This window comes from Salinivibrio sp. MA351, assembly GCF_001996065.1.
Taxonomy (GTDB): domain Bacteria; phylum Pseudomonadota; class Gammaproteobacteria; order Enterobacterales; family Vibrionaceae; genus Salinivibrio; species Salinivibrio costicola.
On sequence record NZ_MUFG01000023.1, the window covers coordinates 35,513 to 49,900 of the forward strand.

The 14,388-nt window shown below is 49.0% G+C and carries 13 protein-coding genes; 3 read left to right on the forward strand and 10 right to left on the reverse strand.

The window, feature by feature from the left end; genetic code table 11:
- Nucleotides 1-10: 10 nt before the first annotated feature.
- Both BZG78_RS12050 and nhaA read right to left on the reverse strand, forming a co-directional pair.
- Entirely contained in the window at nucleotides 11-295 is a 285-nt protein-coding gene (locus BZG78_RS12050) for a hypothetical protein (RefSeq protein WP_021023307.1), read from the reverse strand.
- The gene (gene nhaA, locus BZG78_RS12055; RefSeq protein ID WP_077461730.1) at nucleotides 264-1,469 is read right to left on the reverse strand and encodes a Na+/H+ antiporter NhaA; all 1,206 of its coding nucleotides are present in this window, start codon (nucleotides 1,467-1,469) and stop codon (nucleotides 264-266) included. Before nhaA ends, BZG78_RS12050 begins: the two co-directional genes overlap by 32 nt.
- Nucleotides 1,470-1,904: 435 nt before the next feature.
- On the opposite strand from nhaA, the gene BZG78_RS12060 reads away from it, so the two are divergent.
- Nucleotides 1,905-3,053 carry a Na/Pi symporter gene (locus BZG78_RS12060; RefSeq protein ID WP_077661340.1) on the forward strand — a complete coding sequence of 383 codons (1,149 nt, stop codon included), beginning with the start codon at nucleotides 1,905-1,907 and terminating at the stop codon, nucleotides 3,051-3,053.
- A gap of 127 nt (nucleotides 3,054-3,180) precedes the next feature.
- Here the strand turns inward: BZG78_RS12060 and BZG78_RS12065 are convergent, their stop codons facing one another.
- From BZG78_RS12065 to rppH, 5 genes are all read right to left on the reverse strand, one after another.
- The gene (locus BZG78_RS12065) at nucleotides 3,181-4,020 is read right to left on the reverse strand and encodes a thymidylate synthase (protein ID WP_077661341.1); all 840 of its coding nucleotides are present in this window, start codon (nucleotides 4,018-4,020) and stop codon (nucleotides 3,181-3,183) included.
- An 89-nt stretch (nucleotides 4,021-4,109) separates the two neighbouring features.
- Nucleotides 4,110-4,907 (reverse strand): prolipoprotein diacylglyceryl transferase, encoded by a 798-nt coding sequence (gene lgt / locus BZG78_RS12070; protein WP_021023311.1) that lies wholly within the window; start codon nucleotides 4,905-4,907, stop codon nucleotides 4,110-4,112.
- A 12-nt stretch (nucleotides 4,908-4,919) separates the two neighbouring features.
- On the reverse strand, nucleotides 4,920-5,726 hold the full coding sequence (locus tag BZG78_RS12075) for a sulfite exporter TauE/SafE family protein (protein WP_101494559.1): 807 nt from the start codon (nucleotides 5,724-5,726) through the stop codon (nucleotides 4,920-4,922).
- Complete coding sequence (gene ptsP, locus BZG78_RS12080) at nucleotides 5,726-7,984, reverse strand: phosphoenolpyruvate--protein phosphotransferase (protein WP_077661342.1); 2,259 nt, start codon at nucleotides 7,982-7,984, stop codon at nucleotides 5,726-5,728. The genes BZG78_RS12075 and ptsP overlap by 1 nt, the downstream gene beginning before the upstream one ends.
- Nucleotides 7,985-7,996: 12 nt before the next feature.
- On the reverse strand, nucleotides 7,997-8,509 hold the full coding sequence (gene rppH / locus BZG78_RS12085; RefSeq protein ID WP_021023314.1) for an RNA pyrophosphohydrolase: 513 nt from the start codon (nucleotides 8,507-8,509) through the stop codon (nucleotides 7,997-7,999).
- Nucleotides 8,510-9,132: 623 nt separating this feature from the next.
- Between rppH and mutH the strand changes: the two genes are divergently transcribed.
- Nucleotides 9,133-9,804, forward strand: a complete 672-nt coding sequence (mutH, locus tag BZG78_RS12090) for a DNA mismatch repair endonuclease MutH (protein ID WP_330359240.1) — start codon at nucleotides 9,133-9,135, stop codon at nucleotides 9,802-9,804.
- A 7-nt stretch (nucleotides 9,805-9,811) separates the two neighbouring features.
- Here mutH and BZG78_RS12095 read toward each other — a convergent pair whose 3' ends face one another.
- Nucleotides 9,812-10,114, reverse strand: coding sequence for a DUF6482 family protein (locus BZG78_RS12095; RefSeq protein ID WP_077461734.1), 303 nt, complete (start codon nucleotides 10,112-10,114; stop codon nucleotides 9,812-9,814).
- A gap of 208 nt (nucleotides 10,115-10,322) precedes the next feature.
- Here BZG78_RS12095 and BZG78_RS12100 point away from each other — a divergent pair, with 208 nt between their 5' ends.
- Nucleotides 10,323-11,357: an NADP(H)-dependent aldo-keto reductase gene (locus BZG78_RS12100; protein ID WP_077646817.1), complete on the forward strand. Its 1,035-nt coding sequence runs from the start codon at nucleotides 10,323-10,325 to the stop codon at nucleotides 11,355-11,357.
- Nucleotides 11,358-11,413: 56 nt separating this feature from the next.
- Here BZG78_RS12100 and BZG78_RS12105 read toward each other — a convergent pair whose 3' ends face one another.
- Both BZG78_RS12105 and BZG78_RS12110 read right to left on the reverse strand, forming a co-directional pair.
- A complete protein-coding gene (locus BZG78_RS12105; RefSeq protein WP_077661343.1) occupies nucleotides 11,414-12,970 on the reverse strand; it encodes an alpha-glucoside-specific PTS transporter subunit IIBC in 1,557 nt (518 codons plus the stop codon).
- Between the two features lie 51 nt (nucleotides 12,971-13,021).
- Nucleotides 13,022-14,350, reverse strand: a complete 1,329-nt coding sequence (locus BZG78_RS12110) for a 6-phospho-alpha-glucosidase (RefSeq protein ID WP_242413019.1) — start codon at nucleotides 14,348-14,350, stop codon at nucleotides 13,022-13,024.
- Between the last annotated feature and the right edge of the window lie 38 nt (nucleotides 14,351-14,388).

The window sequence follows — 14,388 nt, forward strand, 5'->3', positions numbered from 1 at the left end:
CATACGCGTTTTAGTTTTTCACATCGTCTTTATCAAGCGGCTTTCTTACCCGCTCACCCGCTCGATGCTCTAAAGCACGCTCTGAGAAGCTTGAGGATTTATCCTGTTCTTCTCTATCAACCTTATCAACGTTCGATGTCACCATCGCCTTTCCGGCCGCGACACCTGCGCGATAGGCTTGGCAAACATCGCTTTGGTCTTGCTTTCCGTTGCAATACATATCTTGGTTTACCGCCATGGCAGAGCCAGAGACGGTAACCAGGCTAGTAATCAACGCCAGTATTACCTTCTTCATACTCGTCTCCTTGTTCATCTGCAAGCGCGCTGGCTGGTGGCAGTGCAAAGTGCAACACTACGTAGCCAATCACGGCCGCCAAGGTCGATCCTATCAAGATACCAAGACGAGAGAGTGTGACGAACTCGCCATTCACACCAACAAAGGCCAGTGATGAGATAAAGATAGACATGGTGAAACCAATACCACAGAGCACTGACACGGCAAAGATATGGGTGAAATTCACGCGTGCTGGCAGTTTGGCAATACCTAATTTCACTGCGGCCCAACTAAAGGTAAAGATCCCAAGTGGTTTACCCAGAAGCAAGCCTAAGGCAATACCTAGCGGCAACATTTCCGTCAAGTTAGCCAGTGATACCCCGTCAAGCGATACCCCAGCGTTCGCGAACGCAAAAATCGGCAGAATCAGATACGACACGTATGGATGCAGCGCATGTTCCATTTTTTTCAATGGCGAGGGTGCATCATCCGTTTTACCTTTAAGCGGGATGGCAAAACCAAGCACCACACCGGCAAGCGTCGCATGAACGCCCGATTGCAACACGCTGAACCATAAAATCAGTCCAACCACGACGTACGCAGGAATACTGGTCACTTTGCGCATATTCATCGCCACTAGTACCACAGTGGCTATAAAGGCTGACGCTAGGGCAACCAGCGATAGATCGCTACTGTAAAACAGGGCAATGATCACAATCACCCCAAGATCATCAATGATCGCCAATGCCAGTAAGAATACTTTTAACGCAAGCGGGACACGATTACCCAACAACGCCAACACACCGAGCGCAAACGCGATATCCGTAGCAGCTGGGATAGCCCAACCAGACACGGCCAGTGGGTCGCCCCAGTTGAACGCCAAGTAAACCAGTGCGGGAGCAAGCATACCTCCGATCGCTGCAACCGCAGGGAATGTGGCTTTGTCTTTTGAGTTTAGGGCACCTTGAACCAACTCACGTTTGACTTCCAAACCAATCAGCAGGAAAAAAATCACCATCAGACCATCGTTGATCCAATGACCAACGGATAAGCCTGCTACATAGGTATGAAGCGTGCTGTCATATAAAGGCTGTAAATCCGAGTTCGCTACGAACATCGCTAATACCGCCGCTACAATCAGCACAATACCTCCTGCGGATTCCATTTTCAGAAACTGACGAATGACATCAGTCATTTAGAGCACTCCATACAATAAAAGTGGATTTCAGTAGTCTAGACAGTCAGACCACTTTTAGAAAAATCGTTTGTTCTGATAGTAAACATCGGGAAAACCGATGTTAAAACTAACTTACCATTGATTTATTCGTAGTCTAACGCTTTTATATCCTGTTTACCGATTTATAGCTTAACGCTTTCTCTCTAGCATAGTGTCGATTTCAACCTTGTTGTTACATTTTTATCTCTGTTTTTTTCCAGCCGTGTCTTTAGGGACAAATAACACTAGGAATCAGGGGGCTAACAGCGCTTTTGCTGCGGCATATCCGTGCCAAGATCGTATTTTCAACTCACTGCAGTATTTATGTCATATTTCTGAAATATTCCCTTTTTACTATCGCCTCAGATTTTGCTTTGACACTAAACTGACATCGAATTGTCACGGAGATATCTTATGACTCCCCATGCTACAGCAGTAGAGGCAACTCAGAGCTCCTCAAATTGGTTCCGTTGGACCAAGCTTGCCGTCATGCTTTACCTCCTGCTCGTGGCCGTTGCCATGGTAGGAAGCGGCTTCAAATGGGCCATAGGCGACGAAGCGAAGACGCTCTTTGCGTTTGCGTCTCATCCCGTAGCTGGCTTAATGATTGGTATTGTTGCCACTGCATTGATTCAGTCTTCAAGTACCGTGACGTCTATCATCGTCGGCCTGGTCGCGGGTGGCTTGCCGGTTGAAGCGGCGATTCCCATGGTAATGGGAGCCAACGTGGGTACCTCAGTGACTAATACTATCGTCAGTTTAGGCCATGCCCGCTGTAAAGTAGAGTTTAGTCGTGCCTTTAGTTGTGCCACTGTTCATGACTTCTTTAATCTCTTTGCCGTGGCTATTTTTCTCCCACTCGAAATGGCATTTGGAATACTGAATAAAATTTCTGGCTGGTTGGTGTCGCCACTGGCACAAGCGAACGATATGAGTATCAAGGGGTTAAACTTTATTAAGCCATTGACCAAACCCGTCGTTAATGCTGTGCAATCGCCCTTGGATGCCATCTTCCCGGGTAACATTGGTGGCTTCGTGATGATTGCCATGGGGATTGTTACTATTGTCATTGCCATCACCGTGATGGGTCGCGTGATGAAAAAACTGATGGTGGGTCGGGCAAAAGACATGCTTAAAAATGCTATCGGTCGCGGTCCATTGCACGGTATTTTCTCAGGCTCAATCGTCACTGTGTTGGTGCAATCTTCATCAACGACCACTAGCTTGATGGTGCCATTGGTCGGCTCAGGCGTGTTAAAGGTGCGTGATATTTATCCATTCACATTGGGCGCAAACATTGGTACCTGCATTACCGCGTTACTTGCCGCCACAGCCGTCACGGGCGAGTTCGCCGTCTTTGCGCTGCAAATTGCATTAGTACACCTTAGCTTTAATATCCTAGCCACCGCGCTTATCTTTGGTGTGCCGTTTTTACGCGAATTACCGCTTAAAGGTGCAGACTTGTTGGGCAAAATGGCCGCCAAATCAAAAATGGCCGTCCTCGTTTATATCAGTTTAGTCTTTGTTGTGATTCCAGGCAGCATTGTCTTCTTATCCCAATAAGCCTGAGATTTAGGTCACACACAAAAAACGCAGCCAGCTGGCTGCGTTTTTTTATTGAAAATTGGCTCAAGATGACGACCAAGTCGTATCGCCTCGTTAACGTTACTGCCTATTAAACAGCTATGTGTTAAACCGCAATCGGCGCTTTAATGGTCGGATGCGGATCGTAGCCTGCAATTTCAAAGTCATCGATTTTATATTCAAAGATAGAGGCAGGCTTGCGTTTAATGGTCAATGTCGGCAACGCACGCGGTTCACGCTTTAGCTGTTCATGGACAATATCATCGGTCAGATGGTTATGATAAAGGTGAACATCACCGAAAGTATGGACAAAATCACCGACCGCTAGGTCGCACTGTTGCGCCATCATATGGGTGAACAGCGCATAGCTGGCAATATTAAACGGCACACCCAAGAAGTAGTCTGCACTACGCTGATAAAGCTGGCATGAGAGCTTGCCATCCGCCACGTAGAACTGAAACAAACAATGGCAAGGGGCCAAGGCCATTTTGCCTTGCTCCGCGTTCTCTGATGGGCTGATGGACTCATCCGGCAAATCGGCAGGGTTCCACGCAGTGATAATATGGCGACGCGAATTGGGTTTGGTTTTAATTTGCTCGATCAATTGCGCAATCTGATCCACGGTTGAGCCATCTGGACACGCCCAAGAGCGCCACTGAGCGCCATAGACGGGACCGAGATCACCTTGCTCGGTGGCCCATTCATCCCAAATACGTACCTTGTTGTCTTGTAAGTACTGGATGTTAGTCTCGCCGTTAAGAAACCACAAAAGCTCGTGGATAATCGCTCGGGTATAGAGTTTTTTGGTCGTTAACAGTGGAAAGCCTTCAGCAAGGTCGAACCGTAGTTGGCGTCCAAATATCGATCGCGTTCCGACACCAGTGCGATCTCCCCTATCTGTCCCATTATCGAGAATATCCTGCATCAACGCCTGATACTGCTTCATAGTGTTTCCTATCATTGACCGAACAAACAAAAGGCACCGCATAGGGTGCCTTGGTGTGATAAACAGTATATCTGATTACGCGACATTAATCATGGTGCAGGCCTGCGCTTGTAAGCCCATAGAATCATCAATGCGCCTGCCACAATCATTGGCAACGAGAGTAGCTGCCCCATGCTTAACAAATCACCAAACAGTCCAAGATGTGCATCTGGCTCGCGGAAATACTCCACGGTAAAGCGGAATGTGCCGTAACCGGCCAAGAAAAGCCCCGAGACCGCCCCCATTGGGCGTGGCTTTTTAATGTACATATTGAGGATCACAAATAACGCGACGCCTTCTAATGCAAACTCATAAAGCTGCGAGGGATGGCGTGGCCACGGGCCCCCGGTTGGAAAGACCATTGCCCAAGGCACATCCGTGACGCGCCCCCATAGCTCACCGTTCATAAAGTTGCCCAACCGGCCAGCGCCAAGGCCAAATGGTACTAACGGCGCAATAAAGTCAGCCACGGTAAAAAAGTGACGCTGCGTTTTACGTGCATACCATGCCATGGCGGTGATCACACCCAACAGACCACCATGGAAGGACATGCCTCCTGTCCATACTTTGAACAAAAACAAGGGGTCGGCGATAAAAGCATCCAATTGGTAAAAAAGCACATAGCCAATGCGTCCACCCAATACCACGCCAAGAAAGCCGGCAAACAGCAGATCGCTGACTTCTTCTTTGTTCCAACCACTGTTGGGTTTTGTCGCACGATGGTTTGCCAGCCAAAGAGCAAACACAAACCCTAACAAATACATTAACCCGTACCAGCGTACCGCTATGGGGCCTAACTCGATTAATACCGGGTCGATTGACGGAAAGGTGAAATAACCTTCAGCCATGAATTTGATCCTTTATTTCAACAACATGCTAGCGCCGACAATAACAAGAAAGACGGCAAAAATACGTTTTATTTGCTCAGTAGGTAACTTCACCGCAAGCTGCGCGCCTACCCGTGTCATCCACACAGACGTGGAAACCACCCCGAGCAACGCGGGTAAATACAAGTATCCGACACTGAGTGGCGGTAAGGGTTCCGTCTGTCGCCAGCCCAACCACACAAAGCTAATCATGCCACCGAACGCTAATACCGCTCCCCCCGCTGAGGCACTACCGATCGCTTGATGCATGCTGACCCCACGCCAGTGTAAATATGGAACAGTAAAGGATCCGCCACCAATGCCTGCCAAGCTAGAAAGTGTCCCAATCAAGGTTCCAGCCGCAGAAAGCCGCCACCAATGCGGCAATGGGCGCGCTTGATAGACGCGGCGATTAAGTAACATTTGCAGTGCCATCGCAAGCACAATCACACCAAATAAACGGGGTAGCCAATCAGGAGGCAGCAAGTCAGCAAATCCGGCCCCAAGACTACCGCCTAACAGCATGCCAGGAACAAGCGCTTTGACCGCCTCGACATGCACATTACCTAAGCGAAAATGCCGCCATGCCGACGCACTTGAGGTCAAAACGATCGTTGCTAACGACGTCGCCAGAGCAATGGGCATCACCACCGTCGGTGAAATGCCAAAAACCGGCAATAGAAACGTTAAAGCGGGTACCACCACCAGTCCACCGCCAATGCCAAGCAGCCCTGATAAGGTACCTACGCACGCACCGACTAGCATGCAGACCACAAACAACAACAGTGTTAGGCCAGTGATCATCGCATTTGTCCGATTTTGACTAGCGCATCAAGCCCATGTTCGGCCAGAAAGGCTTCGGTCGATGCCCGAATCGCATCAGGGTCGTCTAATGTCAGCATAGTATTCGCCTGCACCACTAGCGCCTCATGCGGTAATCGACTTAACAGATATTTGATTTTGGCGACATTCCGAGTATTCATACTCAGTTGCTGGTAACCCAATCCCACTAATAATGCTGCACCCACAGGATCGCCGGCCAACTCACCGCAGACACTTACCGGTAATTGATGGCGCGCACCCATGGTTGCAATGGATGATAAGGCATGGAGTACTGAAGGATGCAGGGCATCAAAAATATCTGCGACCCGCGCATTATTGCGATCAACGGCGAGTAAATATTGGGTCAAGTCATTGGTCCCTACCGATAAAAAATCGATATCACGCGCGATATTATCCAACTGATACAAAATAGAGGGAACTTCGACCATGATCCCGAGCATAGGGATATTAACGCTCTCACCCGTGCTCTCGGCCTCTTGGCTGACCTCTTGATACGCGCGGCTGACCAAGGTTTTCGCTTCCAATAACTCATTGCGGCCAGAGATCATTGGCAGTAGTAACTTAAGGTTATTTAAACCTATGCTCGCGCGTAACATGGCACGGACTTGGATCAAAAAGATATCCGGATGATCCAAGCTGAAGCGAATACCGCGCCACCCCAGAAAAGGATTATCTTCTTCCACACTTAGGTAAGGAAGCGGCTTATCTCCACCGATATCCAACGTACGCATCACCACAGGCTTATCAGGGTAACTGGCAAGAATGGCGCGATACTGTTTCACTTGTTCGTCTTCAGAGGGGAACCGGCGTAACATTAAAAAAGGGACTTCAGTGCGAAAAAGTCCTACCCCATCCACCCCTTGATTAATCGCAATTTGACTATCGGCACTAAGACCGGCATTTAAATGGACCTCAACCCGGGTGCCGTCTTGGGTTTGTCCCGGGCTGGCCAGTGCTGTCTCAAAGGTCGATTGTAAGCTGGCTTCTTCTTGAACCAATTGCTGGTATTCGTTGATCAAGGCCTCGGCAGGCTCGATCATTAATATCCCTTTGTGTCCATCGAGGATAACGGTTTTGTGGTGCAAGCGTGAGGGAGAAAAGCTGACTCCCATGATCGCAGGGATCCCCAATGCCCGCGCGAGAATGGCAGCATGAGAATTAGCCGCTCCCTGTTCGGCGACAACGCCTGCCAGTAAGGTACGAGGAATCGAAGCCAGCATACCGGCTGTCAGCTCGTGAGCCAGTAACACAACCGGTGATGAAATCGCTGGAGCACTGCCTGCCGGGGCCATCAAAAAATAGAGTAATCGCTGACCCAGTTCTTTTACATCGTCTGCGCGCGCTTTGAGATAAGGATCGTCCATTAGGGAAAAGCGTGCGGAAAAGGCCTCCACAGTTTGTCGCACGGCCCACGTCGCTTCATCGCCTTGCTGGATCCTGACCGTTATGTCTTCTCGCAACATGGGATCATTGAGCAGATGTACAAACAGATCAAAAATCGCTAATGCGTCTTTTTGTAGCTCCTTATCAAAGCGCTTACGCAAACGCCGGAACTCGGTACTTGCCTCATCAATCGCGGCGTCCAAGCGGTCGAGCTCTCGCGACACATCGAGACTGCTTGCCGGAGCAACGTCTTCTAACCTTGGTTGCGACTCGTCGCACCAAGCTTGAGCAATACCGATCCCCGGTGACGCCGGCATCCCTTCAAGTAAAATAGGCGATCGGGTACCTTGCCACCCCCCTTGCGCATCCGCATGGGCAAATACCACCGCCAACTGCGCGGCTAAGGTGACAAGAAACGACTCTTCACTTTCATCAAATTGACGCGGTTGGTGTTGCTGAACGACTAATACGCCCAGCACCTTTTTGCGATAAATAATGGGCGTACCCAAAAAAGATTGAAACGCATCTTCTCCGGTCGCTGGAAAAGGTTTAAACGCAGGATGTCGTCGTGCATAAGCGAGGTTTAAAGGCTCAGCCCGTTGACCAACCACGCCAACTAACCCGTCACCAAACGACATCGACACTTGCGCCGACGGATCGAGCCCCTGCGTTGCCATCAAATCAAAGCTTTGTTGCTCAAGGTTGGCGAGATAGACAGAGCAGCACTCGGTACGCATTGCCAAGCAGGTTTGTTGCACCAACGTATGCAGCGCCTGATCGAGATCGGCTGACACTGCAACGCTTTGCACAATATTCCTTAACTGCGTGAGCACCGAGTTTCTCCTTTACCCTCGCTTATTTTTACGTCGAGGTTTGCGTTCTTTAAAAGGCATCGCAAGCGGCGCAAACTCTTTCATTGCACGCCGATAGACTTCACGCTTAAATGCCACGACTTGACGCACAGGATACCAATAACTGACCCAACGCCAGCCATCAAATTCCGGTGTCCCGCCACGCAAAACGTTCACGTGTGACTCATCACACTCAAGCTTAAGCAAAAACCATTTTTGCTTTTGCCCAATACATACGGGTTTAGAATCCCACCGCACCAAGCGTTTCGGTAATTTATAACGTAACCAATGTCGACTAGTCCCCAAGATGCGCACATCTTTTTTGGTCAGCCCAACTTCTTCATACAACTCACGATACATGGCTTGCTCAGGACTTTCTCCTTCATCAATACCACCTTGTGGAAACTGCCATGAATGCTGACCATATCGACGAGCCCAGAGTACTTGACCGTGGCCGTTACAAATTACTATCCCCACATTGGGACGATAGCCATCGCCATCAATCACTGGACAACCTCAATGATAAATCTCTACTGAACCTGATTTTTTCACAAAAAGCGGCTGAGGGTAAACAAACATTGTGGATTGACCTTCTTTTTTGCGCTCTCGTCGTCATCTGAGGATAACTCACCCTCTAACAGGAAGTTATAAACATAGCAATGAGAGTTTGCGCACATTTATTCACGCTTTCTGTGGATAGATTTGTGAAGAAGCCTAGAAAAAGTGCATTAAAGCTTCAGGTATCGATCATCTAACGGAAGGAAATATTGTCATACAAATAAAATAAGACCTTAAATTCATAAACTTAAAAGTAATTCGTTAAGAGAGGATCCTTGATAAGATCCGACGATCATTAAATACGCACAGATCGCTCAAAGATCCACCAGTTAGTGAATTATCCACATCGATAGCTCAAAAAAACGACAGATCAGCTCTTTTATCCATTTTTCTCTGATTTTTATTACTGTATATATGATCATGCGCCTTATTTTACACGCATAAAATGATACCCATGTGGATAACTAAAGGACAGTCATGACATTCTCTCCCCAAGGATCCACTTGCAGCACTGATGACAGTTCTCGATAATGCACGACCGTTATGCCCATAAACAGGATCGAGCCACTGTGATACATCCTCCTGAGTCTGAACAGATACTGATGGACCGAGCACTAGAGCTTGCAGGTCTGACGCTGGGTGAAGTGAGCCAATCACTAGCGATAAGCTGTCCGGAAACACTCTCTCGGGAAAAAGGCTGGATCGGTATGTTACTCGAGACCTGTTTAGGTGCCAATGCGGGGAGTAAGCCTGAACAAGACTTCGCACATTTGGGGATTGAGCTAAAAACCATTCCCGTCAACCAAAACGGTAAGCCTCTAGAAACAACCTTTGTCTGTGTCGCACCACTCACTGGGATTGCGGGGGTGCGTTGGGAAACCAGCCATGTAAGACAAAAACTATCACGCGTGTTATGGGTCCCCGTGGAAGGCGAGCGTGATATTCCCGTGGCGAAGCGACGGATAGGGACTCCCCTGCTGTGGTCTCCTAGCTCAGAAGAAGACGCATGCTTACGCGCCGACTGGGAAGAATTAATGGATTGGGTGGCATTGGGACGCGTGACCGAAATCACGGCACGTCAAGGCCAATACTTACAATTGCGGCCCAAGGCTGCTAATGGCAGCGTACTCACCGACGCCTTTGGGCCTCATGGCGAGCCAATTCGAACGCTACCACGTGGGTTTTATTTACGGACACAATTTACCCACCAGATCCTGACCCGTTACTTCCTCGATCCACAATAATAGCGCCTTAAAATCGAATCGGCATGTCTTCGCGACACCCAGGCTCCCCACCGGTCGCGAACTCATCATAGGGATCCATTAAGCGTAACACGCCCTGTTCAATGCCAAGCGCCTTGAGCTTATCCCCCACTTGTCCCACATGATCAAACTGCATCACCTCGCCGGTTTGATCGGAACGTAAAGGCTCGAGCTGCTTCTTGATTTCGACTTCTACCGAATACTTGGCGCCTCCCGCATGAGCCATGATGTAGCATTGCGGACATGACTGGGGATCCGCGCGCATCCACGCCTTGAGTTGTGCATAGTTCATTTGACTTTCCTCTTGTCGCTTTCTTTGGCGCCTGTTGCTACCTGACCCAATACACCCCATCGCCCGGCAATTCATGGCGTCACCCATACAAGTAATGGTTAAAGTTTGCACACCTGTCAAGCCGAGCGGTGCGGTTAAACCGCTTTCGATTAAAGGCAAAATTCTCTACTATGGACTGCCATAGGTCGATTGCAGACAAGGAGACAGGATGCAATACCACCGTTTGCCCCATTCCTCGCTAGACGTGAGTAAAGTGTGTCTTGGCACAATGACATTTGGTGAGCAAAATAGTGAAGCCGACGCGCATGCTCAGCTCGATCTTGCTTTTGAGCGCGGTGTTAATTTTATCGACACCGCAGAGATGTACCCCGTCCCCCCAAGCCAACCGACACAAGGTTTAACCGAGCAATATATCGGTAACTGGCTGGAAAAGTCGGGAAAGCGCGATCGAGTGATTCTCGCCACTAAAGTGGCTGGCCCGCGCAATGTTCCTTACATCCGTGACAACATGTCGCTCAACCGACGTCATGTGCATCAAGCCGTTGAAGATAGTCTGACGCGACTGAAAACCGACTATATCGATTTGTATCAAGTCCATTGGCCGCAACGGCATAATAACTGTTTTGGTAAGCTCAATTATCCTTATCAAGACGAGCATTCTGGGGTGACGATTTTGGATACCTTGGATGCACTGAACGAGCTAGTACAAGCGGGAAAAATCCGTTATATCGGCGTTTCTAATGAAACCCCTTGGGGCGTGATGCGCTATTTGCATCTGGCAGAGAAGCACAGCCTCACACGTATTGTCTCTATTCAGAATCCGTATAACCTGCTTAACCGGACGTTTGAGGTGGGGCTCTCTGAGATCAGCCACCAAGAAGGGGTGGAGTTATTGGCTTACTCACCGCTTGCCTTTGGCGCACTGAGCGGTAAATATTTGCAAGGTGCACGTCCAAAAGGCGCACGCTGTACACTGCATCAACGCTTCGCCCGTTATTTTACTGAATCAGGGCAAAAGGCCACACAAGAATACGTCGATCTGGCTCAGCGTCATGGTCTTGATCCGGCGCAAATGGCGCTGGCGTTTGTGAATACGCGTCCCTTTGTCGCCTCTAACATTATTGGCGCCACCACACTCAAACAGCTAGAGAGCAATCTCGACAGCTTGGATCTGACACTGAGTGATGATGTGCTTGCCGGTATTGATGAGATCGCTAACCGCTACCCTAACCCCTGCCCTTAGATCGCAACACGGCAACCCCTTGGGGTTGCCGTCCTGTGTTTTACTTCATACGCCTATTACGCCCGTGTCAATTGCGTCATTTCTTCGCGAACCTGAGGTACGGTTAAGCCGACAATAATTTGAAAGCTGTCACCATTACGTACCATGTTGACTGCACCATGCGCCTGAAAATATTGCGTTTCCGCTACTTTTTCTGGCTCATGCACCTTGATACGCAACCGTGTTGCACAATTGGTGAGCAAGGCTATGTTGTCTTTGCCACCTAGCCCTTCAATAAACGCACTCGCTTGCCCGCCATCAATCACACCGCTCGATGAATCGCTTTGCTGCGCACCCTTATAGTCGGCTTTGGTATAAAGCTTCGCCTCTGCGCTGCCCCGGCCGGGCGTGGGGATATCAAATTTCAAAATCAGCGCGCGGAATACCACAAAGTAAATAGCGGTGAAACTCAGGCCGATGAGCACTTGCACTATATATGTATCGCCATGCAAGCTGCCTAGCGGTAACCAATTTTGAAAAATAAAGTCGATGATCCCAGTCTGGAAGTTACCTGAGACACCAAACCAATAGGCAATAGTTGCCATGGTCGCTGCCAATACCGCGTGGAGTGCAAACAATGCTGGCGCGATAAACAAGAAGGTAAACTCAATCGGCTCGGTAATCCCAGTTAGAATAGCCGTCAATGCCGCACCGAGTACTAAACCGAGCACCATTTTTTTGTTCTCTGGCTTCGCAGTCGCGTAAAGTGCCATAGCAATACCGGTACAGCCAAAGACTTTCCCCATCCCGGTCAACATTAAGCCACCTTGAGGAAATTGCTCGGTTAAAGGTGCAGGGTTGCTGGCAAAGTTTTGGATATTTTGAATCCAATGGGCCACTGTGCCGCCATCCACCGCAACGGGTCCATAGAATACGGGGCCATAGACAAAATGATGCAGACCCGTTGGGATCATAATCCGCTCAAGGAAGGTGAACATCCAAACCCCGAATGAACCAGCACCGACCAAAAAGGTTTGTAGATTATTAATGCCGTGCTGAATACTTGGCCAAGTAAAACAGGTGATGATCGCCATGAGTACCATGATCGGGAAACTCACAATAACCACCAAGGGGGTGCCACCAAACACTGCCGCCCAGTTTGGCAGTTTTTTGTCGAAGAAACGATTGTGAACCCAAACAGAGAGGCTAGCAATGACGATGGCGCCCAATAGGTTAGTATCCAAAGTCAATATACCGCCAACATCAGTCAGTCCACGCTCACCCTCCACATAATTCACCCCAAGCTCAGGTCCCCAGAACTGTAAAATGCCACCAATCACATAATTAAAGGTGATGTATGACACAAGTGTGGCAAGTACTGCACGCCCGGATGCAGATTTTGCTAGTGCTATCGGTAACCCTACCGCAAACACCAGGGCCATATTTTTAAACACCGCCAACGAGGCTTGGAGAAGGATCGTTGACACTTTTACCCATGCACTACCTTCCACCGCCCAAGGAAAGAGATCTTGGTTGAGCAACATCACCGATAAGCCTAATAACATACCGGCGGCAGGAAAGAGGAGTACAGGGACAAACATTGCTGCGCCAAAGCGCTGGATCATATCTTTCATGATGATCGCTCCCAGATTTTGGCCCCAGATGGTCTCTGGGGCATCGTATTATTAATGAAATTGCGGTAGATAGTCGGCGTTAACACGTAAAAGCTCATCGACGATCTGTTGCGCTTTTGGCACATCCACAACGGTTCGATTGAGCGTGAGCGCGTTGACCAGTGTTTGTCGATCTCCGCTAAACCAGGCATCAACGACCAGCTTTTCGTAGCCGAGTTGGCCTTCGATCAGTGCTTTTTGGAACGTAGGGATGGTTCCGACCGCAAAGCGTTTCGGGCCGTCATTGGTTAACGCTGCCGGTACTTCCACCATGGCATCATTCTGAATATTTGGGATCGCGCCATCATTCGGCACAATAACCAGATACGTCTCACCACGGTTATATGCCAACGAGGCCGCCACGCGAACCATATAGCGTCCATGAATGTCTGCGTGAAGGTGCTCATTAGCGGTGGTGCCCGCGGCAATGATGCGCTCATTTAGGCTAAACACCCGTTTTTCTCGCCCATTGATCACTTGGCGCGCTCGCGTATTAGCAATATCCTCTTTTTCCACCATTTTTTCTGGATATAAGTAGTACTGTAGGTAAGTATTCGGTAAGTACTCTGGATTATCCCGTAGCATCGTTTGCATGTTTTTGAACGTTGCCTGCCATGAAGGGTCATCAGCAATTTCTGGATCGACAGCACTGATCCCCTCTTCCAGAATGATGCGTTTAATCTCAGCGGTAAGGTCGACACCTTCTCGATTTCGTACCTTGGTAAACCATCCAAAGTGGTTCAGCCCAAAGTATTCCGGCACCAAATCCCAGATCTCGCAACCAAGTAATTGTGCATAACTCACCATAATGGCGGCAGGCATATCGCAGATGTTTAGAATGCGGTTGTCATCAGGAAACTGGCGCTGTAGCGCTTCAGCTACAATGGCAGCAGGATTGGTGTAGTTTAGAATCCACGCGTCAGGAGCAAACGCGCGGATTTCATTGACCAAGGAAATCATGTCACCGATAGAACGCAGCCCATAAGCCATTCCACCCGCGCCACAGGTTTCTTGACCGACACAACCATAAGAAAGTGGAACCTGCTCATCACGCTCACGCATCGGTAATCCACCCGTGCGGATCTGAATAAAGAAAAAATCAGCATCAGAAAATGCGGTTTCTTTATCCGTGGTGTAAACGAACTCCTCGACCTCAGGATAAGCTTCGCGCAGTAAGATTTCTGTTGCTTTTGCGTTTGAAGCCTGTCTTTGTTCGTCAATGTCATAGAAGGTGATTTTGCGTAGTGGAAATGCCTCTTTCTCAGCGATCAAGCTATTAATCATGCCGAGTGTGTAGGTGCTTCCACCCCCGACGATAGTAAGCTTTTGTGGTTTCATCATCGTGTCTCCTCTTAATATGTATCTTTAATGTATTACAT

Bases quoted from the DNA above. Each gene is read 5' to 3' on its own strand.
- BZG78_RS12050 (WP_021023307.1), bottom strand. From the start codon at position 295: ATGAAGAAGGTAATACTGGCGTTGATTACTAGCCTGGTTACCGTCTCT.
- nhaA (WP_077461730.1), bottom strand. From the start codon at position 1,469: ATGACTGATGTCATTCGTCAGTTTCTGAAAATGGAATCCGCAGGAGGT.
- BZG78_RS12060 (WP_077661340.1), top strand. From the start codon at position 1,905: ATGACTCCCCATGCTACAGCAGTAGAGGCAACTCAGAGCTCCTCAAAT.
- BZG78_RS12065 (WP_077661341.1), bottom strand. From the start codon at position 4,020: ATGAAGCAGTATCAGGCGTTGATGCAGGATATTCTCGATAATGGGACA.
- lgt (WP_021023311.1), bottom strand. From the start codon at position 4,907: ATGGCTGAAGGTTATTTCACCTTTCCGTCAATCGACCCGGTATTAATC.
- BZG78_RS12095 (WP_077461734.1), bottom strand. From the start codon at position 10,114: ATGAACTATGCACAACTCAAGGCGTGGATGCGCGCGGATCCCCAGTCA.
- BZG78_RS12100 (WP_077646817.1), top strand. From the start codon at position 10,323: ATGCAATACCACCGTTTGCCCCATTCCTCGCTAGACGTGAGTAAAGTG.
- BZG78_RS12105 (WP_077661343.1), bottom strand. From the start codon at position 12,970: ATGAAAGATATGATCCAGCGCTTTGGCGCAGCAATGTTTGTCCCTGTA.
- BZG78_RS12110 (WP_242413019.1), bottom strand. From the start codon at position 14,350: ATGATGAAACCACAAAAGCTTACTATCGTCGGGGGTGGAAGCACCTAC.